Origin of the sequence: Streptomyces sp. NPDC006687, from assembly GCF_040636215.1 — a bacterium.
In the GTDB taxonomy this organism is placed as follows: domain Bacteria; phylum Actinomycetota; class Actinomycetes; order Streptomycetales; family Streptomycetaceae; genus Streptomyces.
The window spans coordinates 1-23,369 of record NZ_JBEYJJ010000003.1; the positions used below are offsets into that span (position 1 = coordinate 1).

Consider the following 23,369-nt stretch of genomic DNA (forward strand, 5'->3'; position numbering starts at 1 on the left):
CGGCGTCAAGCTCACCACCCTGCGCCCGGAGCAGGCCGCGTACATCGGCGTCAAGGTCGAGGGCCCGTACAAGCCCGACCACTACCGCTACTGATCCCCGGGGACGCCGTGGACACCATCAAGGAGACCGCTGCGGACGCCGCCGGCGGTGTGCGGGACCCGTGGCTGCCGGATCTGCTGCTGCGCACCGAACGCGACGCGCTGATCCCGCTGTTGCGCCGCACACCGCCTGCCGCGTACGGGCTGCGCACCGCCTGCCCCGGCTGGACCGTCCGGGACGTCCTCGCGCACTGCGGGGCCGCCCTCGTACGGATCGTCGAGGGCCGGCTGGAGGAGGGGGTCTTCCTCCCCGAGGCCAACGCCGCCGACGTCGCCGAGCGCGCGGACTGGCCGGTGGGCCGGATCATCGACGAGCTGGAGCGCGGGTTCACCGAAGCCGGAGCCGCCATCGCCGCCGGTGACGGCACGCTGGACACGGTGGCGCTGGGGGAGTGGATCCACGCGGGCGACGTCCGCGAGGCGCTCGGGGCGCCGGGCGCGTACGCGGGGGACAGCCTGGCGCTCGCCCTGCCCCTGCTGAGCGTCGCCAGCCGGCGACGCGAAACGCCCCGGCTGATCGCCGATATCGACGGTCACACCGGGGCGCTGGAACTGGGCAACGAGGTGGACGGCCGGCCCCCGGCCCGGTTCAGCGGAGACGCGGCGACGCTGATCCGGATCTACTCGGGCCGCCCCCTGGTCGCCACCCGCTACGAACTGGCGGGCGCGACCGAAGCGGAACTGCTCGTCTACCGGTGAGCCCCCGGGGAACCGCCCGGGCCGATCAGGCCCGGGCGGCCCTCAGCCGTCGATCCGCACGACCTGGAACGCCTCCGCCATCCGCCCGGCGGGCAGCCCCGCCGCCCGCGCGTGCTCGCCCAGCCACCGCCGCAGCAGCCCCGCCAGATCGTCGAAGTGGGCGGTCTGCGAGGTGTGGATGCGCAGCGCCTCCACCTTCTGGTCGAAGACCGGGGTGACGTCGACGTACTGGTTCGGGGTCGGGCCGGTCATCAGCCACAGCTCGGGCACGATCCACGGCTCCAGCCCCTCCTCCTTGAGCAGCGACGGATGGGCGAAGGGGTTGCGCGCCTCGGGGTAGACCGCCCGGAGGGCGGCGTCGCCCACCGCACGGTGGTCGGGGTGGAGGTCGGCTATGCGGGACCAGTTGATCTCGGGGCTGGGGATGACGGCCCGCTGCGGACGGACCTCCCGGATCACCCGGCACAGGTCGCGGCGCAGCTCCACGCTGGGCTCGACGTAACTGTCGGGGTAGCCCAGGAAGCGGACGTCGTCGACGCCGCTGCGCTTGGCCGAATGGACCTGCTCGGCCCGGCGGAGGTCGCCCATGGCCTGGCGGGGGAGGCGGTCGTCGTAGCCGCCGGCGCCGCCGTCCGTGACGATGCAGTACGTCACGCGCTTCGTGCCCTGCGCGATCCACCGCATGACCGTCCCGCTGACGCAGAACTCGATGTCGTCCGGGTGCGCGGCCACGACCAGCAGGGATTCCGGTGCGCTGCGGTCAATGTGATGGGTCGCGAAGTGTTCCATGAGATCAGCCTGTTGGGCCCGGCCGTGGCCCGCAAGGCGGCCCCTTTGGCGTACTCGCGACATGTCACCTCTACGCCACGGGAGGACCTCACCACGGGGTGCGGGCGGCTCCGCGCGAGGACAGCGGCAACTCCTGGCGTATCCACGCAACGGCGTGAACGCGCACCCGCATAGCAGACCGTGCGGTCCGTTTCTCTGTCACGCTGGTACGGCACCCCGGGCTCCCGGCGGCCGGGCAGCGGCCCGCCGCTCCGACCCATCCCGGTCCGAGCCCCGCTGCGTACCGCGCACCACACCGTCAAGGAGGTCCCATGAGCACCCCCGTATGGATCACCGCGACCCCACCGGCCACCCACGGCGAACTGCACGTCGGCCACCTCGCCGGTCCCTACGTCGCGGCGGACGTCCTGTCGCGCTACCTCAGGGCCGAGGGCGAGCCCGTCCTGTTCACCACGGGCACCGCCGACCACAACAGCTCCGTACACGCCCGCGCCCTGCGCGCGGGCCGCAAGCCGGAGGAGGTCGCGGAGGGCTACCGCGCCGCGATCACCTCGGACTGGCTGCGCTCGGGCGTGGAGTTCGACCACGTCGTGCGCCCCCGCCAGGACAAGGGCTACGGACGCTGGCTCGCGGACCTCTTCCGGCGCCTGCACGCCGACGGCGTCATCGCCGCCCGGACCCGTCTCACCCCGTACTGCGAGTCCTGCGAGCGCTGGCTCCACGGAGCCCACGTCACCGGCACCTGCCCGCACTGCCCGGCCTCCAGCGAAGGCGGCATGTGCCACGAGTGCGCCCGCCCCAACGACGGCGGCGACCTGCTGGAGCCCCGCTGCGCCCAGTGCGGCTCCGCGGCCGTGCCCCGGCGCTGCCGCCGCCTGTTCATCCCGCTGGAGCCGCACCGGGAGGCCCTCGCCGAGTACTGGGCCACCACCGGCCTGCCCCCGCGCCTGGCCGCGCTCTGCGAGTCCCTCGTCGAGGACGGGCTGCCCGACATCGCGGTGGCCCACCCCGCCGAGTGGGGGCTGCCCGTCCCCGTCGAGGGCTTCCCCGAGCACCGGATCGACGGCTGCTTCGAGGCCGCCGCGATGCACCTGTTCGGCTACGGCGACCAGGCCCTGCCCGAACGGGCCATCCACTTCTGCGGCTTCGGCCACGCCTTCTGCCACGCCGTGCTGCTGCCCGTCCTGCTCTTCGCCCAAGGCGTCAAGCTGCCGCAGCACTTCTGCGTCAACGAGGCGTACGTCGTCCAGGACGAGGCCCTGGTCTGGGGCTCCGGCCAGAAGGCGTGGGCCCTGGACCTGATCACCGAGTACGGATCCGACACGCTGCGCCGGCACGTCCTCCAGGCCCGCCCGCTGGGCCGCCGCACCGAGTTCCGCCCCGAGCGGCTCGCCGCCGCCCGCCGGGAGCTCGACGACAGCTGGAACAGCTGGCTGGCCCGGCTGTTCGCGGCGGTCCGTGAGGAGAGCGCGGGGCTGGCCCCGGCGGCCCTGCCGGGCGGCGCGGGCTGGGAGGTGCTCGAACGGAGGCTGCTGCGCGGGGTGGAGGACCTGCGCGAGGCGTACGCGCCGGAGTCCTTCGACCCCCGCAGGGCCGTCGCCCTGCTCGACGAGATGGTGCGCTCCGTGGCCGACTTCGGCCATGTCAACGCGCACCAGGCGCACCGCCCCACGGCGGACAGCCGCCACCTGCCGGCCCTCGCCGCTCAGCTGGCCGTGGCCCGGGCCCTCGGCGCGTGGGCGCGGCCGGTGATGCCGGAGGGCGCGGACCGGCTGGCCGCCGCCCTCCAGGCGGAGCCGGGCGGGCCGGTGTCGGCGGCGGTCCTCGTCCCGCCGGCCCCGGGCACCCGGCTGGCCCCGACCTCCGGCCCGGTCTTCGGCTTCTGACCGGCCCCCGGCCGTGCCGCCGACCCCCACACGGCGGCCCGCCTCCCGCACCACCGTGAGACGACCACCCTCCTTCGCCGCGTGACCGCGCGCCGGTCACCCGGCGCGGCGGGGCGCGCGGCCTCTCCCCGTTGGAGTTCCACGTGTCCCTGCGCGTCGCCATGCTCAGCGTCCACACCTCACCACTGCACCAGCCCGGCACCGGGGACGCGGGCGGCATGAACGTCTACATGGTCCAGCTCTCCCGCGCCCTCGCCGAACTGGGCGTCGAGGTGGACCTGTTCACCCGCTGCCGGGGCGAGGAGCACCCGGACCCGGCCAGCCTCGGCCCCGGGGTCCGGGTGCGCCACCTGGAGGCCGGCCCGCGCGCGCCGTTGCCCAAGGAGGACATGCCCGCCCTGGTGGTGCCGTTCTCGCTGGCGCTGCTCAAGGAGGAGCGGCGCTACGACCTCGTCCACTCGCACTACTGGCTCTCCGGCCAGGCCGGCCGCATCGCGGCCGCCGGCTGGCGGATCCCCTTCGTGCACACCGCCCACACCCTGGCCCGGGTCAAGAACGCGGCCCTCGCCGAGGGTGACAGCCCGGAACCGGAGCTGCGGATCCGCGGCGAGCACCAGGTCGTCGGCTCCGCCGACCGGCTGATCGCCAACACCGGGGACGAAGCCCGGGCGTTGCGCGAGCTGTACGGGGCGGACGAGCGCCGGACGCAGATCGTCCGTCCGGGAGTGGACCTGGGCACCTTCGGCCCCGGCCGGGGCCGGGCGGACGCGCGGGCCCGCCTGGGACTGCCGGCCGACGCGTTCATCCCGCTGTACGCGGGCCGCATCCAGCCCCTCAAGGGCCCGGACGTGATGGTCCGCGCGATCGCCGGACTCCTGGAGCTGGCCCCGCACCTGCGGCAGCGGACCCTCGTGCCGGTGGTGGGCGGCGACTCCGGCGCCGGGCCGCGTGGCGAGGCATGGGAACTGGCCCGCGCGCTGGGTGTCTCGGACGTGCTGCGCCACCACCCGCCCGTGCGGCAGGAGGAGCTGGCGCTGTGGTACCGGGCGGCGGACGTGCTGCTGGTGCCCTCGCGCAGCGAGTCCTTCGGGCTGGTCGCGCTGGAGGCCCAGGCGTGCGGGACCCCGGTCCTGGCCTCGGCGGTCGGCGGGCTGCCGACCGCGGTACGGGATGGGCTGACGGGGTTTCTGGTGCGCGGCAACGACCCGGAGCGGTACGCGCGTCGGCTGCTCTGGTTCGCCGGACACCCGGCGGAGGCGGCGGTGATGGGCCGGGCGGCGGTGGCGCACGCCCGGAGCATGAGCTGGGGGAGCGCGGCGGCCGCGACCCTGGAGGTCTACCGCGACGTGCTGCGGGAGGAAGGCGCGCGACCGGGCGCGGACAGGGGTGAGGCAGGAGCGGCGGCACGCTCCTGCCTCGCCGACGCCTCTCCCCTGGAGGGTCGAGAAGGCCGGAATTCCACCCTAGCAGCTCTTTTGGGCTGACCAAAGGTGCGCGAGTGTAACGTCTCCATGAACTCCTTCAGATCCGCCTCAGGTGCGCTATAGGGAACTGGCCCGCCCCGGGAATCCGTACGACAATGGAGAAGTCTTCGAAGGAATACCGGCGGCACGGATCCACGGAGACGGAAATCGACCTTTGGTAATTCCTGGAGGAATCATGTCCGCAGCGCACACTGCCCCCGTCCGTCCTCTCTGTGCGGTCCGTACCAACGGCAACGGCTGGGACTGAACCGCCGGTCAAGCGGGCGGACACCACCCCGCGACCGCCCTTCCGGGCGGTCGCGGGGTTTTCTTATTCCCGCGCCTAGTCCAGCCAGCCGAGCCGCTGGGCGCGCACTCCCGCCTCGAAACGGCTGGACGCCCCCATTTCCTGCATCAGCTCGGACAGCATGCGGCTCACCGTCCGCAGGGAAACCCCGAGGGTCCGGGCGACCTTTTCGTCCTTCATTCCCGAAGCCAGCATTTTCAGGGCGGCCCGCTGCTGTTCCGACAGTCCGTCGCCGCCGACCTCCGGCGCGACGTCGTCGCCGTACGGGGTGGCTGCGTGCCAGCAGTGCTCGTACAGCGCCAGATACGAGCGGACGAGGGCCGGGCCGCGGGCCAGGATGGCGCCGGCGGAGCGGTCGTCGGGGTGGACGGGCAGCACGGCGAACTGCTGGTCCGCGATGATCATGTTCATCGGTACGGCGGGGGAGAGGCGGATTTCCACCCCGGCCTCGATCCGGCGCCGGAGCATTTCCACCGCCTCCGGAGAGGTGGTGATCCGCTGGTGGTAAATGGCGCGGATCCGCACGCCGTTGTCGATCTGCCGGCGGTCCCGGCTCAGCACCCGTTCCGCCACCTCCCGCACCAGGGCGGTCACGTGCATGGACGTCAGATCGTGCTGGATGACATCCGTGATGTCCTCCAGCACCTGCTGGATCCGCCCGTAGTCGTCGAGGATCTCCACCTCGACCTCGGAACCGCCCAGCGACCCGGGCCGCAGGAACCTTCCGACCAGCGTCTCCAGGGCGCTGTAGGCGCGGTCCGACTCGTCGAGGTGCTCGCGCAGCCGCTCCCGTTCCCGCTGGAGCATCCGCAGCAGGGCGATCTCCGGGTCCACGGCCGCGACCGCGTCCGGGCCCGGCTGCCAGGCGCCGGACTGGAGGTCGGCGCGGGTGGCGTGCGTGGTGCCGGTGGGCACGATGAGTCCGAGCTCGATCAGCTCGGCGCGCCACCTCTCGCGCTCCTCCGGCGGCAGCGCGAGCTCCTCGAAGGCGTCGTTGAGGTTGGACACCCCGCGCAGGCGCAGCTCCTGATAGAGGGCCAGCACCTTGTCGGCCGACTGGATGCCGTCCCTGCTATCGCCCGTTGCCATCGCGCAGCGACCCCCTCGTCTTACGAATCGACAGTCACACTTTGGCACATGCCAACGCGAGAGCCGACGCCCCCCTGTTTCGGATGTGACGGGGGTCACAAGGGACCTCTGAGGTGCGCGCCTTCACCCGGCGCCGAGGAGATACGGGGTCAGTCCCCGGTCGTGTCGCGGCAGTCGGGGCACAGTCCCTTGAAGACGACCTCCGCACCCCCGTCCATCCGCCAGGCGCTCAGCGCGTCACCGGCCGGCTCCGGAACCTCGGCCTCGACGTTCTCCACCCGCCCGCAGCGCAGGCACAGCGCGTGCTGGTGGGGAGGGCCGGCGATCTCGAACACGGCGGGCAGACCCGGGCGGTCGAACTTCGCGGCCAGGCCGGTCTCCAGGAAGTGCCGCAGCATCTCGTAGACGGCCTGACTGGTGAGGGTGCCGAGCCGCTCGCGGGCGGCCGCCGTGATGGATTCGACGTCCATGTGGCCGCCCGCCGCCAGGACCTGGAGCACCTCCAGGCGGGGCCCCGTCACCCGCAGCCCGACATCGCGGAGGCGCTGGATCACCGCCTCGCGGCCGGCCGGCTCCTCCACGACAGTCCTCACTGCGCCACCACCGCCATCTGGTCCACTCAAACCTTTGGGAACATCGTACCTCTTGCGAGTCCCTCTCAAGCGGGAGAGCGGGGGAGGATGCGGACGGGTCCGGCGGCGCGTCAGGCCGCCGACCGGCACACCAGCAGGACGCTCTCCGTCCGCTCATCCAGCCGGTGCGCACGTCGCCGTTCCACCCGCAGCCCCGCCGCGTCCAGCTCGGCGGCCAGGCACTCCGGGTCGACGATCCACTTGTCGGTGGTCCGGGCCACCCGCTCCGTCCGCACCTTGCCCGTGCGCACCGAGTGGTACGTGATCCGCTCGCTCATCGCGTCCAGGCCGAAGACCTGCCGGGCCACCGTCCACTCCTCGACCCCGTCGAAGCGGGGCACCTGGAACGCCCAGGTGCGGTCGGGCTCCTCGGAGAGCCCGCGCGGTCCGTGGGCGGTGTAGTCGAAGGCCAGCGCCCCGCCCGGCTCCAGACGCGCGGCGATCTCCCGCAGCAGACCGGGGCGGGCGTGCGGCGGTACGGCCGCGATCATCGTCCCGGCCAGCAGGACCAGCCGGTACCTCCCCCGCAGCCGCAGCTCCGCCAGATCGGCCCGGGTGGTGACCAGCAGCCGCGAGACCTGCGGCCCGATCCGCCGGCCCCAGGCCCGCAGCCGCTCCAGGCTCGCCGCGTCCCGGTCCACCGCCTCCACCCGGAACCCCTGCCGGGCGAACGGCACCGCCAGCCGCCCCGCGCCGCACCCCAGGTCCAGGACCGGACCGCCGCAGCGCCGGGCGAGGCTCAGATAGCCGACGATGTCCGCGCTGTACGGGCCCAGCAGCGCGTCGTGCAGCCAGCCGGCGTCCTCGTCGGCCGGAGCGGCCGACTCCAGGCCGGGCAGGTAGTCCGCCGGGGGCACCACGGCCGTCCCCTCGAAGACGGGGAGACGGGCACCCGCCGGTGCGGACGGCGGGACCGGTGCGAACGCGGCGGGCACGACCGGCATGACGGGCAGGGAAGTGCCGCTCGGTGTGTGCATCGCTCCTCCAGGGGCTCGCTCGGTCCAGCCGTCCGGGGCGTGGCACCCGTGCCGCCGGGGGACCGCGCCGCTGGCTCCCATCCTGTCCCGCGGGCCTCGGCCGAAGCCAGCGCCGGGGGCTGCGTGAACACGCGATGGCGTGGATCTGCCACGGCTTGCGTCAAGGAGGAGGAGGGGGGCGGCGTCAGAGCGTCAGAGGGAGCGGCCCAGCCGCACCGGGCTGAGCGCGGTGAACCCGTGGTGGGTGAAGAACGGCAGCGCCGGGGCCCCTTCGGCGGGCAGCGTGATCCGCTGGGACGCCGCCCCCTGCGCCCGCATCCGCTCGCCGGCGGCCGCCAGGAGGGCCGTGCCGACGCCCCGCCGCCGGCGGTCCGGGGCGGTGCACAGGGCGTAGACCTCGCCCTCGGCGGGAAGCGGGACCCCGCCCGAGACGGCTCCGACGACGGTCCCGTCCGCGTCGGCGGCGACGAGCCAGCCGAGCCAGGCGGGCGCTCCGCCGGGAATTCCAATTTCCGCTCGAATGCGGGGAAGCGAGCAATGGTCCGCCACCAGCCGGCTCACGCGCATTTCCCCGAGGAGGCCGGCGTAGTCCTCGCGCAGGGCCTCGGCGAGGAGCCGGGAAATCGCCGCCGCGTCACCCGGAGCTGCCGTCCGCACGTCAGCCAGCAGCATGTATCCCCCACCTCTCGCCGTACCGGTCCCTGACCGCACGCGCCCACAATAGCGGCCAATTCGAGTGGCCGGGGTCGGGGGGAAATCTACGAATTGGCTTAGTAAATAGCCCGGTTGCACGATCAGCCTTTCAACTGGTCCAACAACACAGGGCGACCAGGGGAAGGATGGCCGCCGCTGCCACCGCTACCGCGCACAGACCGCGCAGCACCGGACGCCCCGTCCGGCGCGGCCCGAGGATGCGGCGCATCCGCACCGCCGCCGACGGACCGCCCGCCGCGAACGCCTTGTGCGGCGCGTGCCCGGTGGCCAGCGCGTAGAGCGCCGCGGCCAGCGCATCGCTCGAACAGCGTCGCAGCGCCCGGTCGTCGGCGGCCATCTCCAGCAGCAGCGGCACCGTCCGCCCGCCGATCCGGGCCAGCGGAAGCCGGCGGAACACCGACGCGTACGCCCCCGCCGCCGCCACCAGCAGATGGTGGCGCCCGCCGATGTGGGCCCGCTCGTGCGCCAGCGCGGCGGCCAGCTCCCGCTCGCCCAGCACGTCCAGGGCCCCGGTCGAGACCACCACCCGGCGCGAACGCCCCGGCAGGCAGTACACCGCCGGGCGCGGGTCCCGCAGTACGGTCACCCCCAGCCGTTCGTCGTACCGGCCCACCAGGCGCAGCAGTTCGGCGTGGCGCCTGCGGGCCCGGCGGGCCCGTAGCAGCTCCCGTACGAATCCGGTCCCGGGCACCGCCAGCACCGCGAGCGCCGCCAGCGCCGCGAGGGCCTCCCGGGGCGTGGCGTCGAGGAGCCGACGGGTGGAGGGCGGCTCCAGGGTCAGGGCCATGTCGATCAGCCGGTGGCTGGTGTGCGCGGGCAGCACCAGCTGCGCCGGCAGCATCGCCGTCGACACCGCGAAGAGGGAGCCGCACAGGATCCACACGGCCAGGCCCAGCCGGGGCGCCTGCTGCGCCCACACGGCGCGGACCAGCATCCACGGCAGTAACAGCCCGGTCGCCAGGGCCAGTCCCAGCGGCGGCAGGACGTGGTGGTTCACAGCGCCTCACCCCCCGCACCGGTCGGGCGGTCCGGGCGCGCGGCGCGCAGGGCCTCGTCCAGCGCCTCCACGTCCTCGTGGGACATGCGCTCCACGAACCGCAGCAGCGTGGCCCGGCGGTCCTGGCTGTCGCCGAGCGCGTCCTGCATCAGCGCCGCGGTGTACTCCTCGCGGCTGCGCACCGCCTGGTACATCCAGGCCCGGCCGGACTTCTCCCGGCTCAGCCAGCCCTTGCGGTACAGGATGTCGGCCACGGTCATGACGGTGGTGTAGGCGACCGGGCGGCGCCGGTTGATGTCGTCGACGATCTCCCGGACGGAGGCGGGCCGTTCCCACTGCCACACCCGGTCCATGATCTCGGCTTCCAGCTCTCCCAGCCGGCGTACGCGCATGTTCGTCGCCCTCCCCCTCGGCAGCGGCTCATCGTACGGCCCGCGCTTCCGCCGGGGGCATACCCCCTCCCGGTAGCGGCCGGCCTGGGGAGGGAACGCCGCGAGCCCCTCCGCACGGTCCTCGTGCGGAGGGGCTCGCGGGCCGGGGTCCGGCCGGGGGCTCAGTCGGTGGCGGCCCGGAAGCCGCGCAGGCGCAGGCTGTTGCCGACGACGAAGACCGAGGAGAAGGCCATGGCCGCTCCGGCGATCATCGGGTTGAGCAGTCCGGCCGCGGCGAGCGGCAGGGCGGCCACGTTGTAGGCGAAGGCCCAGAACAGGTTCGAGCGGATCGTGCCGAGGGTCTTGCGGGCGAGCCGGATGGCGTCGGCCGCCGACCGCAGGTCGCCGCGTACGAGGGTCAGGTCGCCCGCCTCGATGGCGGCGTCGGTGCCGGTGCCCATGGCCAGGCCCAGGTCGGCCTGGGCGAGGGCGGCCGCGTCGTTGACCCCGTCGCCGACCATCGCCACGCTGCGGCCCTCGGCCTGCAGGCGCTTGACCACGTCCACCTTGTCCTGCGGCATGACCTCGGCGATGACCTCCTCGATGCCCACCTCGCGGGCCACCGTCTCGGCCACGGCCTTGTTGTCGCCGGTGAGCAGGATCGGGGTCAGGCCCAGGGCGCGCAGCCGGCGGATCGCCTCGGCGCTGGTGTCCTTGACGGCGTCCGCGACCTCCAGCACCGCGCGGGCCTCGCCGTCCCAGGCCACCGCGATCGCGGTACGGCCGGCCGACTCGGCGTCGGACTTGGCGCGCTCCAGGTGCGGGGGCAGCTCCATCGCCCACTCGGCGAGCAGCTTGCCGCGGCCGACGAGGACGGCATGGCCCTCCACGACGCCCTGGACGCCGAGCCCGGGGATGTTGGCGAAGTCCTCGGGGGCGGGCAGCGCCCCGACCCGGGCGGTGGCGCCGGCGGCGACGGCCTGGGCGATGGGGTGCTCGGAGGCGTGCTCCAGGGCTCCGGCCAGGCGCAGCACCTGCGCCTCGTCCGTGCCTTCGGCGGTGTGCACGTGCAGCAGGGTCATCTGGCCGGTGGTGACGGTGCCGGTCTTGTCCAGGACGATGGTGTCGACCTTGCGGGTGGACTCCAGCACCTCGGGGCCCTTGATCAGGATGCCGAGCTGGGCGCCGCGGCCGGTGCCGACCAGGAGGGCGGTCGGGGTGGCCAGGCCCAGGGCGCAGGGGCAGGCGATGATCAGTACGGCGACGGCCGCGGTGAAGGCGGAGGAGAGGCCGGAGCCGGTGCCGAGCCAGAAGCCGAGGGTGGCCAGCGCGATCGCGATGACGACCGGCACGAACACGGCGGAGATCTTGTCGGCGAGCCGCTGGGCGGCGGCCTTGCCGTTCTGCGCGTCCTCGACCAGGCGGGCCATACGGGCCAGCTGGGTGTCGGAGCCGACCCGGGTGGCCTCGACCACCAGGCGGCCGCCGGCGTTGAGGGTGGCGCCGGTGACGGAGTCGCCGACGGAGACCTCCACGGGCACGGACTCGCCGGTGAGCATCGAGGCGTCCACGGCGGAGGAGCCCTCGACGACCGTGCCGTCGGTGGCGATCTTCTCGCCCGGACGGACCAGGAAGCGGTCCCCGACCTGGAGTTCGGCCGTGGGAACGGTCACCTCCTGGCCGCCGCGCAGCACGGTGACCTCCTTGGCGCCCAGTTCCAGCAGCGCCTTGAGGGCGGCGCCGGCCTTGCGCTTGGACTTCGCCTCGAAGTAGCGGCCGGCCAGGATGAAGGTGGTGACCCCGGCCGCCGCCTCCAGGTAGATGTTCCCCGCGCCGTCCGAGCGGGCGATGGTGAACTCGAAGGCGTGCCGCATCCCGGGGGTGCCGGCCGTGCCGAAGAACAGCGCCCACAGGGACCACAGGAACGCCGCGATCGTGCCCACCGAGATCAGCGTGTCCATGGTGGCCGCGCCGTGCTTGGCGTTGGTCCAGGCCGCACGGTGGAAGGGCCAGGCGGCGTACGTGACCACGGGCGCGGCGAGGGTCAGCGAGAGCCACTGCCAGAAGTCGATCTGGAGCGCCGGGACCATCGCCATCGCGATGACCGGCACCGACAGCACCACGGCCGTGGTCAGGCGCTGGCGCAGCGGGGCCAGCTCGTCGGCCGCCTCCTGCGGCTCCTGCCCGGCGCCGGAGGGGGCGGAGGAGCGGGGCGGCGCGGGCTCGTGGGCGGTGTAGCCGGTGGCCTCGACGGTGGCGATCAGGTCTGCCACGGAGATGTCGGCGTCGAAGGTGACCTTCGCCTTCTCGGTGGCGTAGTTGACGGTCGCCTCGACACCGTCCATGCGGTTGAGCTTCTTCTCGATGCGTGCCGCGCACGAGGCGCAGGTCATGCCGCCGATGGCGAGCTCGACCTGGGCGGCGCCGGGAGTGATGGTGGTCATGAGTGCTGCTCCTCGTTCGAGCGCGGGGTCGGTGCCGGGGCCCGGTGGACGGACCGGGCCCCGGTGTCCGGGTGGGTCGGGGCCGGGCCGGGGGTCAGGCCCGGCCGGTCAGCTCGTAGCCGGCGTCGTCCACCGCCGCGGCGATCGCGGCGTCGTCCGGCTCGCCGGCCGTGGTCACGGTGACCGTGCCGCCGTCCACGTCCACGTCCACCGAGAGGACCCCGGCGAGCGCGCCGACGGACCCGGTGATGGCGGTCCGGCAGTGTCCGCAGCTCATGCCGGATACGCGGTAGACGGTGGCGGTGCTGTCGACGACGGCGACGGTGGTCGTGGTCTCACCGTTGGAGGCGCAGGCGCCATCGGGGGAACAGCAGGAAGACATGGGCTTCTCCTTGATCGTGCAGGTGGTGCCGATACCCTTGGGGGGTATCTGCGCTGAGTCCAGATATACCCCCGGGAGGTATCCGCACGCAAGAGTTTCTCCCGCTTGACTTGATACCCCCTGGGGGTATGGTGGAGATCCATTGAACCGCTGTACGCGGCACCTACGTCGTACGGGAGACCAGGCATGAACACCGGAGTGAAGATCACCGCCTTCGCCGCCGCACTCGCGGCGGCCTTCGGCGCCGCCTACGGGGTCGGGGTGGGAGTCGGCCCCGTGGGCGCGCCGGCGAAGACGGAGCACGCGGGCCACGCGACGCAGGCGAAGGCCCCGGGCGCGCAGGGCGGACACGGCGGCCACGACCAGGCGGCGGCCCAGGCTCCGGCGGCCGGCGGCCTCCAGGTCTCCGACGGCGGCTACACCCTGAGCCTGGACACCCCGCAGCTGGCCCCCGGCCGGGGCGAACTCAGGTTCTCGGTGAAGGACACCGCCGGGCGCAAGGTGACCGGATACAAGACCGAGCACGGCAAGGAACTGCACTTCATCGTCGCCTCACGCGATTTGACGGTCTACCGCCACCTGCACCCGGTGCGCGCGCAGGACGGCACCTGGTCCACCCCGGTGGACCTGCCCGCCGCGGGCGCCTACAAGGTGTTCGCCGACTTCGCCCCGTCGGCCGAGGGGGCGAAGAACGTCACCCTGGGCGCCGACCTCACCGTCCCCGGGGCGTACGCGCCGAACCCGATGCCGCCGGTGGCGGGCACGGCCGAGGTCGACGGCTACCAGGTCGCCCTCGGCGGGACCCTCGACCCCGGCAAGCCTGGCGAGCTCAAGCTCACCGTCAGCAAGGACGGCCGGCCCGTCACCGACCTGGAGCCCTACCTCGGGGCGTACGGACACCTCGTCGCCCTGCGCGACGGAGACCTCGCCTACCTGCACGTCCACCCCAACGAGGGCGGCCCCGGTCCGGACGTCTCCTTTACGGCCACCGCCCCCAGTGCCGGCACCTACCGGCTCTTCCTGGACTTCCAGCACCAGGGCACGGTCCGCACCGCGGCCTTCACCGTCCGGGCGGGCGGCGACCAGGGGGCCGCCGCGGCCGCCCCGCAGCCCGCACAGCCGGCCGGGGAGGAGCCGGGCGGTCACTCCCACTGACCGCCCTGCGGAACATCCCGCGGCCCGTCCTCGTTGTCGACATACCCCCCAGGGGTACAGAAGGCCCGATGAAGGGAAGCGATCGCCGTGCCCGGTTACACCTCCCACAAGGACGACCTCCTCAAGCGGCTGCGCCGCATCGAAGGCCAGATGCGCGGCCTCCAGCGCATGGTCGAGGAGGGGACGTACTGCATCGACGTGCTCACCCAGGTCAGCGCCGCCACCAAGGCCCTGCAGTCCTTCGGGCTGACCATGATGGAGGACCATCTGCACTCCTGCGTCTCCGACGCCATCGCCGAGGGCGGGGACCAGGCCCGCGGCAAGGTCGAGGAGGCGTCGCGGGCCATCGCCCGCCTGGTGCGCGCCTGACGCGGCGCGCTCCGGCGCCGCGCACCCGTACGCCGCACACACCGGTCCGGGCCGGCCCCCCGTGGGGGAGCCGGCCCGGACTTCGTGCGTCTGGTGCGTGCGGACGGGTCAGACGAGGTCGAACCGGTCCAGGTCCATGACCTTGGCCCACGCCGCGACGAAGTCCTTCACGAACTTCTCCTTGGCGTCGTCGCTCGCGTAGACCTCCGCCAGCGCGCGCAGCTCCGAGTTGGAACCGAAGACCAGGTCGGCCCGGGTGCCGGTCCACTTGACCGCGCCCGTCGAGGCGTCACGGCCCTCGAAGGCCGTCTCGTCCGGGGAGACCGCCGTCCACGTCGTGCCCAGGTCGAGGAGGTTGACGAAGAAGTCGTTCGTCAGGGTCCCGGGGGCGTCGGTGAAGACGCCGTGCGAGGACTGCGCGTGGTTGGCGCCCAGCACGCGCAGGCCGCCGACGAGGACCGTCATCTCCGGAGCGCTCAGGGTCAGCAGGTTCGCCTTGTCCAGCAGCAGGTACTCGGCCGGAAGCCGGTTGCCCTTGCCGAGGTAGTTGCGGAAGCCGTCGGCCGCCGGCTCCAGCGCCGCGAAGGACTCCACGTCCGTCTGCTCCTGCGAGGCGTCCACCCGGCCCGGGCTGAAGGGCACCTCGATGTCGAAACCGGCCTCCTTCGCGGCCTTCTCGACGGCGGCGCCGCCCGCGAGCACCACCAGGTCGGCCACCGAGACCTGCTTGCCGTCCGTACGGCCCTCGTTGAAGGACGTCCGGATCCCCTCAAGCGTCCGCAGCACGTTCGCCAGCCGGTCGGGCTCGTTGACCTCCCAGCCGATCTGCGGCTGGAGGCGGATGCGGCCGCCGTTGGCGCCGCCGCGCTTGTCGCTGCCGCGGAAGGAGGAGGCGGCCGCCCACGCGGCGGACACCAGCTCGGACACCGACAGGCCGGAGGCGAGCACCTGCGCCTTGAGCTCGGCCACCTCGGCCGCGCCCACGGGCTCGTGGGTCCGGGCCGGCAGCGGGTCCTGCCACAGCAGCTGCTCCGCCGGGACCTCGGGGCCCAGGTAGCGGACGACGGGGCCCATGTCGCGGTGGGTCAGCTTGTACCAGGCGCGGGCGAAGGCGTCCGCGAAGGCGGCGGGGTCGGCCTGGAAGCGCCGCGAGATCTGCTCGTAGGCCGGGTCGAAGCGCAGCGACAGGTCCGTCGTCAGCATCGTCGGGGCGTGGGTCTTCGACGGGTCGTGCGCGTCCGGCACGGTGCCCGCGCCGGCGCCGTCCTTCGGCCGCCACTGGTGGGCGCCGGCAGGGCTCTTGAAGAGCTCCCACTCGTAGCCGAAGAGGATGTCGAAGAAGCTGTTGTCCCAGGTGGTCGGGGTATTGGTCCAGATGCCCTCCAGACCGCTGGTGATGGCGTCCCCGCCCTTGCCGGTGCCGTAGGAGTTCGCCCAGCCGAGGCCCTGGGCCGACATCGGGGCACCCTCGGGGGCCTCGCCGACGCTCTCTGCCGGGCCCGCGCCGTGGGTCTTGCCGAAGGTGTGGCCGCCGGCTATGAGGGCGACGGTCTCCTCGTCGTTCATCGCCATCCGGTGGAAGGTCTCGCGGATGTCGCGGGCGGCGGCGATCGGGTCCGGGGTGCCGTTGGGGCCCTCCGGGTTCACGTAGATCAGGCCCATCTGGACCGCGCCCAGCGGGTTCTCCAGCTCGCGGTCCCCGGTGTAGCGCTCGTCGCCGAGCCAGGTGGTCTCCGGGCCCCAGTACACGTCCTCGTCGGGCTCCCAGACGTCCGCGCGGCCGCCGCCGAAGCCGAAGGTCTCGAAGCCCATCGTCTCCAGGGCGACGTTGCCGGCCAGGATCATCAGGTCGGCCCAGGAGAGGCTGCGGCCGTACTTCTTCTTCACCGGCCACAGCAGGCGGCGGGCCTTGTCGAGGTTGCCGTTGTCCGGCCAGCTGTTGAGCGGCGCGAAGCGCTGCTGGCCGGCCCCGGCGCCGCCGCGGCCGTCGCTGATCCGGTAGGTGCCCGCGCTGTGCCAGGCCATGCGGACCATGAAGGGGCCGTAGTGGCCGAAGTCGGCGGGCCACCAGTCCTGCGAGGTGGTCAGGACCTCCGCGATGTCCTGCTTGACCGCGGGGAGGTCGAGGGTCTTGAACGCCGCGGCGTAGTCGAAGTCCTCGCCCAGCGGGTTCGCCACGGCGGGGTTCTTCGCGAGGATCTTCAGGTTGAGCGAGTCCGGCCACCACTGGCGGTTGCCGCCGCCCTGGGTCGGGTGCGCGGCGCGGCCGTGGGCGACGGGACAGCCGCCCGCGCCCTCCGCCTTGGCGTCCGTGACGATTGCATCGTTGTTCTCAGGCATGGGGATCCTCACTTCCGGACCGGGCTTTTGGCGGTCACGGAAATCGCTGGAGTGTTTTCCTGTCCCTTGGCTATCGGCAAATCAGATCCTACGATGGACGGATTCCAAGTCAAGACGCACACCAAACGAACGCTTCCCCAGGAATGGGTGACCAGATGAGCGACCTGCTGGAACGACTTCGTAGCCGCGGCTGGCGGATGACCGCGCAGCGCCGCGTCGTCGCCGAGGTGCTGGACGGGGACCACGTCCACCTCACCGCCGACGAGGTGCACGCCCGCGCGGCCCGGCTGCTGCCGGAGATCTCCCGGGCCACCGTCTACAACGCCCTGGGGGAGTTGGTGGCCCTCGGCGAGGTGGCGGAGGTCTCCACGGACGGCCGGGCCAAGCGCTACGACCCGAACGCGCGCCGGCCGCACCAGCACCTGGTCTGCTCGTCGTGCGGCACCATCCGCGACGTCCATCCGGCCGGTGACCTGCTGGCCGCCCTCCCGGAAACGGAACGAATGGGATTCACCGTGTCCAAAGCCGAGGTTACCTACCGGGGGCTTTGTCCGGCCTGTTCCCGACCCGTTCTCCAGTGACCGTCGAGTTCGTTTTCCGGTATTTTCCGGCCAGTCGAACTCGGCTTTTCCGGCCACTCCGCATTATCCACAGGGCGCCGGGGGCGGGACGGGAGTGTCCCAGGGTGCCGCTAGGCTTCTCGGATGGCCCTTTCGGACGCTTCCCCCGCGATCTCAGACGAGGTCTCCGACGCCTTGAGCGTGCTCCACCGCGTCTTCGGATACAGCTCCTTCCGCGGTGAGCAGCAGGAGATCATCGAGCAGCTGATCGGCGGCGGCGACGCCCTCGTCCTCATGCCCACCGGCGGCGGCAAGTCGCTCTGCTACCAGATCCCGGCGCTGGTCAGAGAGGGCACGGGCATCGTCATCTCCCCGCTGATCGCCCTGATGCAGGACCAGGTGGACGCGCTCACCGCCCTCGGGGTCCGGGCCGGGTTCCTCAACTCCACCCAGGACCCCTACGAGCGGCAGGCCGTCGAGCAGGCGTTCCTCGCGGACGAGCTGGACCTGCTCTACCTGGCCCCCGAGCGGCTGCGCACCGAGGGCACCCAGCGCCTGCTCGACCGGGGCAAGGTGTCCCTGTTCGCCATCGACGAGGCGCACTGCGTCGCCCAGTGGGGCCACGACTTCCGGCCCGACTACCTCGCCCTGTCCATGCTGCACGAGCGCTGGCCCAAGGTGCCGCGGATCGCCCTCACCGCGACCGCCACCGAGGCCACCCACGCCGAGATCGCCGCCCGGCTCCGCCTGGAGGACGCCCGGCACTTCGTCGCCAGCTTCGACCGGCCCAACATCCAGTACCGCATCGTCCCCAAGGACAACGCGAACCGGCAGCTGCTGGAGCTCATCCGCACCGAGCACGACGGGGACGCCGGTGTCGTCTACTGCCTGTCCCGCTCCTCCGTGGAGAAGACCGCCGCCTTCCTGGTGGAACAGGGCATCGACGCCGTCCCGTACCACGCCGGCATGGACGCCCGCGCCCGCGCCGCCAACCAGTCCCGCTTCCTGCGCGAGGACGGGGTCGTGGTCGTCGCCACCATCGCCTTCGGCATGGGCATCGACAAGCCCGACGTGCGCTTCGTCGCCCACCTCGACCTGCCCAAGTCCGTGGAGGGCTACTACCAGGAGACCGGCCGCGCCGGCCGCGACGGCGAACCCGCCACGGCCTGGCTCGCGTACGGCCTCCAGGACGTGGTCCAGCAGCGCAAGCTCATCGAGGGCTCCGAGGGCGACGACGCCCGCCGCCGCTCCCTGGGCCTGCACCTGGACGCCATGCTCGCGCTCTGCGAGACCGTCGACTGCCGCCGGATGCGGCTGCTGGAGTACTTCGGCCAGCACGGCGGTCCCTGCGGCAACTGCGACACCTGCCTGACCCCCGCCGAGTCCTGGGACGGCACGGTCGCGGCGCAGAAGCTGCTGTCCACGGTGTGGCGGCTGGCCAAGGAACGCCGCCAGAAGTTCGGCGCCGGCCAGATCATCGACATCCTCCAGGGCAAGAAGACCGCCAAGGTCATCCAGTTCGACCACGACGCGCTCTCGGTGTTCGGCGTCGGCGCCGACCTGAGCACCGCGGAGTGGCGCGGTGTCGTACGGCAGCTGCTCGCCCTGCGGCTGCTGGCCGTCGAGGGCGACTACGGCACCCTCGTCCTCACCGAGGCCAGCGGCGAGGTGCTGGGCGGACGGCGCACCGTTCCGATGCGCAAGGAGCGGAAGGCGCCGGCCGCCGCCCGCAAGGAGGCCCGCTCGGGCAAGGCCGCCCGCGTACCCGTCGACCTGCCGGCGGCCGCCGTGCCGGTCTTCGAGGCCCTGCGCGCCTGGCGGGCCGCGACCGCCCGCGAACAGGGCGTGCCGGCATACGTCGTCTTCCACGACGCCACGCTGCGGGAGATCGCGACGCGGCTGCCCGGCACGGTCGAGGAGCTCGGCGGGATCGGCGGCGTCGGCGAGGCCAAGCTCGCCAAGTACGCCGAGGGCCTCCTCGACGCCCTCGCCGAGTGCCGGGCCGACGGCGCCACCCCCACGGCCACCCCCGCCGCGACCGCCACCGCCGCGCCGGCGCCCGCCGCCGTACCCCGGCCCGCCGCGCCGGACCACGACGCCGCCCCGGAGGAGCCCCCGTTCGAGGACGAACCGCCCTTCGACCCCGAGGAGATCGACCCCCCGTGGGACGACTGGCGCTAGGGGGTGTCCGGCGCTGAGGCGGCCCCCCCCGGGCCGCCTCACCGACCGGGCCGGTCAGGCGCCGACGTACGCCGCCAGGTGCTCGCCCGTCAGCGTGGACCGGTCGGCCACCAGCGCGGCCGGAGTGCCCTCGAAGACGATCCGGCCGCCGTCGTGCCCGGCACCCGGACCGAGGTCGATGATCCAGTCGGCGTGCGCCATGACCGCCTGGTGGTGCTCGATCACGATCACCGACTTGCCGGAGTCCACCAGCCGGTCCAGCAGGCCCAGCAGGTGCTCCACATCGGCCAGGTGCAGCCCGGCGGTCGGCTCGTCCAGGACGTAGATCCCGCCCTTCTCGCCCATGTGCGTGGCCAGCTTCAGCCGCTGCCGCTCACCGCCCGACAGCGTGGTCAGCGGCTGTCCCAGGGTCAGGTAGCCCAGCCCGACGTCCACCAGCCGCTCCAGGATCCGGTGCGCGGCCGGCGTGCGCGCCTCACCCGAGCCGAAGAACTCCTCCGCCTGCGCCACCGGCATCTCCAGCACCTCGCTGATGTCCCGGCCGCCGAGCCGGTACTCCAGCACCGAGGCGTCGAACCGCTTCCCCTCGCAGTCCTCGCAGGTCGTGGCCACACCGGCCATCATCGCCAGATCGGTGTACACGACCCCGGCGCCGTTGCAGGTGGGGCAGGCCCCCTCGGAGTTGGCGCTGAACAGTGCCGGCTTGACCGCGTTGGCCTTGGCGAACGCCTTGCGGATCGGCTCCAGCAGCCCCGTGTACGTCGCCGGGTTGCTCCGCCGCGAACCGCGGATCGGCGTCTGGTCCACCGACACCACCCCCGCCGACGCCGGGACGGACCCGTGGATCAGCGAGCTCTTGCCCGAGCCCGCCACACCCGTGACCACGGTGAGCACCCCCAGCGGGACGTCCACGTCGACCCCGCGCAGGTTGTGCGCCGACGCCCCCCGGATCTCCAGCGCCCCCGAGGGCTCGCGCACCGACTCCTTGAGCGCGGCCCGGTCGTCGAAGTGGCGCCCCGTGACGGTGCCGCTGGCGCGCAGCCCCTCCACCCCGCCCTCGAAGCACACCGTGCCGCCCGCCGCCCCGGCACCGGGCCCGAGGTCGACGACGTGGTCGGCGATCGCGATCACCTCCGGCTTGTGCTCCACCACCAGCACCGTGTTGCCCTTGTCGCGCAGCCGCAGCAACAGGGCGTTCATCCGCTCGATGTCGTGCGGGTGCAGGCCGGTGGTCGGCTCGTCGAAGACGTACGTCACATCGGTGAGCGCGGAGCCGAGGTGGCGGATCATCTTGACGCGCTGTGCCTCACCGCCCGACAGGGTGCCCGCCGCCCGGTCCAGCGCCAGGTAGCCGAGCCCGATCTCCACGAACGAGTCGAGGGTCTGCCGCAGGGGGGCCACCGAGGGCTCGTCCAGGCCGCTCACCCACTTGGCCAGGTCGCTGATCTGCATCGCGCAGGCGTCGGCGATGCTGATCCCCTTGATCTTCGAGGACCGCGCGCCCGCGCTGAGCCGCGTCCCCTCGCAGTCGGGACAGGTGGCGAAGGTGACCGCCCGCTCCACGAACTCGCGGATGTGCGGCTGCATCGCCTCCTTGTCCTTGGCCAGCATCGACTTGCGGATCCTGGGGATCAGCCCCTCGTACGTCATGTTGATACCGGCGATCTTCATCCTGACCGGCTCGCGGTGGAGGAAGTCGTGCAGCTGCCGCTTGGTGTACGAGCGGATCGGCCTGTCCGGGTCGAAGAGGCCCGACTCGCTGTAGAGCCGGTGGTTCCAGCCGCCCGGCTTGTAGCCGGGGACGGTCAGCGCCCCCTCGTTCAGCGACTTGGAGTCGTCGAAGAGCTGGGCCAGGTCCAGGTCGGTGACCGCGCCCCGGCCCTCGCAGCGCGGGCACATGCCGCCGGTGACGCTGAACTCGCGCCGCTCCTTCACGCTCTGCCCGCCCCGCTCCACCGTGACCGCGCCCGCACCGCTGATCGAGGCCACGTTGAAGGAGTACGCCTTGGGGGAGCCGATGTGCGGGTCGCCGAGCCGGCTGAAGAGGATCCGCAGCATGGCGTTGGCGTCGGTGGCGGTGCCGACCGTGGAGCGGGGGTCGCCGCCCATCCGCTGCTGGTCGACGGCGATCACCGTGGTCAGCCCGTCCAGCACGTCCACGTCGGGCCGGGCCGCGGCGGGCATGAAGCCCTGGACGAAGGTGCTGTACGTCTCGTTGATCAGCCGCTGCGACTCCGCGGCCACGGTGTCGAACACCAGCGAGCTCTTGCCCGAGCCGGACACCCCGGTGAACACCGTCAGCCGCCGCTTGGGGATCTCGACCGTGACGTCCTTGAGGTTGTTCTCGCGCGCGCCGTGCACACGGATCATGTCGTGGCTGTCGGCGGCGTGCGGTGCGGGCGGCCGGGTGTGCGTCGTGGCCCTGCTCATCGTCTCTCCCTCGTCGGCGCGGCCGCGGCGTACCTCGGCGCCCCGGCCGTCCCACGCTACGCGAGGGCTCAGGGCCGCCGCTTCTCCGATCGTGACCGGTCCGGGCACTCGGGGAGGGCCGGGTGGTCCTTCGTCCGTACCGCCGGCAGCCAGGCACTGGCCCGGGCGGCTCCGCCCGGCAGCCGCACCCGGTACCAGAGGGTGGACTGGAAGTCCGACTCGTCGATGACGGGCTGCCCGTGCGCCAGCGCGCAGTCGGCCTCCAGCACGTCGGAGTGCCACACCCGGGCCGGTACGACGTTGCCGGCGGTGTACGGCCGCCCCGGGTCGACCGCCAGCCCCAGGCTGCACCGCGGATCCCGGTCACTGCGTTCCTGGCAGGCCCGCTCGGCGTTGAACACCCGCACCGGCACGGGCACCTCCGGCGCACCGCCCGCGGGGCCCGCCGCGATCGTCCCGCCCGCCGGGAGCCACAGCGCGGCGGCCGCCGACGCCCCACAGGCGGCGACCGCGAGGAGGGCCGCCCGGTGCCGCCGCGGCGGGCGCCCGGGAGCCGGGCCCGCGCCCCGCTCGGCGGCGATCCGCCGCAGCAGGCTCTCCGCCGTGTGCGCGGCCCGCGCCTCATGGGTGGGGGCCAGACAGTCGGCGGCCAGCGCCCGCCAGAACTCCGGGACCCCGCCGTCCATCCGCAGGGGCGCGCGCCCGGCCGCGTACTCCTGCACGGCGGCGCCCCGCGCCATCGGCGTGGCGCCGGGGAACAGCGGGGCACCGGAGGCGAACACCTCGTGGATCACCAGGCCCAGTGCCCAGATGTCCGCGCTCGGCCGGACCTGCACGCCCAGCTCCCCGAGCGGCGCCCGCCACCGCTCCGGCGGAAGGTAGTCGAGGGTGCCCATCGGCGCCGCGTGCCCGTGCGTGCCGGTCAGCTCCGTCGCCAGGCCGAAGTCCGAGAGCCTGACCTCCCCGTCCGCGCCGACCAGCACGTTCTCCGGCTTGAGGTCGGCGTGCACCCAGCCGCTGCGGTGCAGGTGGGCCAGCCCCTCGCAGATCCCGGCGACCAGCCGGCCGCCCTCGGCCTCCGTCACCCCGGCGTCGATCCGGTCGCGCAGGCTCCCCGCCGCCCGCTCCATGACCAGCACGATCGCCCCGTCCAGCGACGGCCGTTCCGGCTCGTCGAGGACCACGTAGTCCAGCAGCCGGACCAGCCGCGGGTGCCCAGCCCGGGTGCCGAGCTCGACCTCCCGGCGCGCGGCCTGCGCCACGGTACGGGCCTGCCGCGGCGCCAGGCCCGCCGTCGGCATCACCTTGAGGGCCACCTCCGCGCCCTGCCCCGGCCCGGCCGCCCTCCCCGCGTACACGGTCGCCCAGCCGCCGGCCCCGATCGGCTCGCCGACCAGCCACTTCCCCACGCGGTGGCCCGGGGGCAGCAGTTCCGTCCCGCTGCTGCCCCACGAGGACCCGGGGCTGCGCAGCCGCGTCATACCG

Annotated in this window: 20 protein-coding genes; 8 read left to right on the top strand and 12 right to left on the bottom strand. The window is 73.3% G+C overall.

The window, feature by feature from the left end:
• Both ABZ716_RS04475 and ABZ716_RS04480 read left to right on the top strand, forming a co-directional pair.
• On the top strand, positions 1–94 hold a 94-nt coding region (locus ABZ716_RS04475), incomplete at its 5' end, for an adenosylhomocysteinase (RefSeq protein WP_351857368.1).
• A 14-nt stretch (positions 95–108) separates the two neighbouring features.
• The gene (locus ABZ716_RS04480; RefSeq protein WP_358956433.1) at positions 109–798 is read left to right on the top strand and encodes a maleylpyruvate isomerase family mycothiol-dependent enzyme; all 690 of its coding nucleotides are present in this window, start codon (positions 109–111) and stop codon (positions 796–798) included.
• A gap of 42 nt (positions 799–840) precedes the next feature.
• Here the strand turns inward: ABZ716_RS04480 and ABZ716_RS04485 are convergent, their stop codons facing one another.
• Positions 841–1,587 (bottom strand): PIG-L deacetylase family protein, encoded by a 747-nt coding sequence (locus ABZ716_RS04485; protein WP_351883633.1) that lies wholly within the window; start codon positions 1,585–1,587, stop codon positions 841–843.
• Between the two features lie 311 nt (positions 1,588–1,898).
• On the opposite strand from ABZ716_RS04485, the gene ABZ716_RS04490 reads away from it, so the two are divergent.
• Positions 1,899–3,473: a class I tRNA ligase family protein gene (locus ABZ716_RS04490; RefSeq protein WP_358811729.1), complete on the top strand. Its 1,575-nt coding sequence runs from the start codon at positions 1,899–1,901 to the stop codon at positions 3,471–3,473.
• 143 nt (positions 3,474–3,616) lie between these two features.
• Positions 3,617–4,957 carry a D-inositol-3-phosphate glycosyltransferase gene (gene mshA / locus ABZ716_RS04495; protein ID WP_358956436.1) on the top strand — a complete coding sequence of 447 codons (1,341 nt, stop codon included), beginning with the start codon at positions 3,617–3,619 and terminating at the stop codon, positions 4,955–4,957.
• Between the two features lie 322 nt (positions 4,958–5,279).
• Here the strand turns inward: mshA and ABZ716_RS04500 are convergent, their stop codons facing one another.
• The 8 genes from ABZ716_RS04500 to ABZ716_RS04535 all read right to left on the bottom strand — a co-directional run bounded on the left by ABZ716_RS04500 (position 5,280) and on the right by ABZ716_RS04535 (position 12,849).
• Positions 5,280–6,332 carry a LuxR C-terminal-related transcriptional regulator gene (locus ABZ716_RS04500; protein ID WP_351883639.1) on the bottom strand — a complete coding sequence of 351 codons (1,053 nt, stop codon included), beginning with the start codon at positions 6,330–6,332 and terminating at the stop codon, positions 5,280–5,282.
• Positions 6,333–6,481: 149 nt separating this feature from the next.
• Positions 6,482–6,925, bottom strand: coding sequence for a transcriptional repressor (locus ABZ716_RS04505; RefSeq protein ID WP_358956440.1), 444 nt, complete (start codon positions 6,923–6,925; stop codon positions 6,482–6,484).
• A 110-nt stretch (positions 6,926–7,035) separates the two neighbouring features.
• Positions 7,036–7,941, bottom strand: coding sequence for a class I SAM-dependent methyltransferase (locus ABZ716_RS04510; protein WP_358956443.1), 906 nt, complete (start codon positions 7,939–7,941; stop codon positions 7,036–7,038).
• A gap of 192 nt (positions 7,942–8,133) precedes the next feature.
• Positions 8,134–8,613, bottom strand: coding sequence for a GNAT family N-acetyltransferase (locus ABZ716_RS04515; RefSeq protein ID WP_358956445.1), 480 nt, complete (start codon positions 8,611–8,613; stop codon positions 8,134–8,136).
• Positions 8,614–8,743: 130 nt separating this feature from the next.
• Complete coding sequence (locus tag ABZ716_RS04520; RefSeq protein WP_358811723.1) at positions 8,744–9,652, bottom strand: M56 family metallopeptidase; 909 nt, start codon at positions 9,650–9,652, stop codon at positions 8,744–8,746.
• A complete protein-coding gene (locus ABZ716_RS04525) occupies positions 9,649–10,044 on the bottom strand; it encodes a BlaI/MecI/CopY family transcriptional regulator (RefSeq protein ID WP_358811722.1) in 396 nt (131 codons plus the stop codon). Before ABZ716_RS04525 ends, ABZ716_RS04520 begins: the two co-directional genes overlap by 4 nt.
• A 161-nt stretch (positions 10,045–10,205) precedes the next feature.
• Positions 10,206–12,467: a heavy metal translocating P-type ATPase gene (locus ABZ716_RS04530; RefSeq protein WP_358811721.1), complete on the bottom strand. Its 2,262-nt coding sequence runs from the start codon at positions 12,465–12,467 to the stop codon at positions 10,206–10,208.
• A gap of 94 nt (positions 12,468–12,561) precedes the next feature.
• Complete coding sequence (locus tag ABZ716_RS04535) at positions 12,562–12,849, bottom strand: cation transporter (protein WP_355965889.1); 288 nt, start codon at positions 12,847–12,849, stop codon at positions 12,562–12,564.
• A 186-nt stretch (positions 12,850–13,035) separates the two neighbouring features.
• Between ABZ716_RS04535 and ABZ716_RS04540 the strand changes: the two genes are divergently transcribed.
• Positions 13,036–14,004: a hypothetical protein gene (locus tag ABZ716_RS04540; protein WP_358956447.1), complete on the top strand. Its 969-nt coding sequence runs from the start codon at positions 13,036–13,038 to the stop codon at positions 14,002–14,004.
• Between the two features lie 87 nt (positions 14,005–14,091).
• Positions 14,092–14,373, top strand: a complete 282-nt coding sequence (locus ABZ716_RS04545; RefSeq protein ID WP_351883656.1) for a metal-sensitive transcriptional regulator — start codon at positions 14,092–14,094, stop codon at positions 14,371–14,373.
• 108 nt (positions 14,374–14,481) lie between these two features.
• Here the strand turns inward: ABZ716_RS04545 and katG are convergent, their stop codons facing one another.
• The gene (gene katG, locus ABZ716_RS04550; RefSeq protein WP_358956449.1) at positions 14,482–16,713 is read right to left on the bottom strand and encodes a catalase/peroxidase HPI; all 2,232 of its coding nucleotides are present in this window, start codon (positions 16,711–16,713) and stop codon (positions 14,482–14,484) included.
• 155 nt (positions 16,714–16,868) lie between these two features.
• Here katG and ABZ716_RS04555 point away from each other — a divergent pair, with 155 nt between their 5' ends.
• Both ABZ716_RS04555 and recQ read left to right on the top strand, forming a co-directional pair.
• The gene (locus tag ABZ716_RS04555) at positions 16,869–17,294 is read left to right on the top strand and encodes a transcriptional repressor (RefSeq protein WP_358811718.1); all 426 of its coding nucleotides are present in this window, start codon (positions 16,869–16,871) and stop codon (positions 17,292–17,294) included.
• A gap of 123 nt (positions 17,295–17,417) precedes the next feature.
• Positions 17,418–19,454 (top strand): DNA helicase RecQ, encoded by a 2,037-nt coding sequence (gene recQ, locus ABZ716_RS04560; protein WP_358956451.1) that lies wholly within the window; start codon positions 17,418–17,420, stop codon positions 19,452–19,454.
• 54 nt (positions 19,455–19,508) lie between these two features.
• Here the strand turns inward: recQ and ABZ716_RS04565 are convergent, their stop codons facing one another.
• Both ABZ716_RS04565 and ABZ716_RS04570 read right to left on the bottom strand, forming a co-directional pair.
• Positions 19,509–21,884, bottom strand: a complete 2,376-nt coding sequence (locus ABZ716_RS04565) for an excinuclease ABC subunit UvrA (protein WP_358956453.1) — start codon at positions 21,882–21,884, stop codon at positions 19,509–19,511.
• Between the two features lie 68 nt (positions 21,885–21,952).
• On the bottom strand, positions 21,953–23,365 hold the full coding sequence (locus ABZ716_RS04570; protein WP_358956456.1) for a serine/threonine-protein kinase: 1,413 nt from the start codon (positions 23,363–23,365) through the stop codon (positions 21,953–21,955).
• Positions 23,366–23,369: the final 4 nt, after the last annotated feature.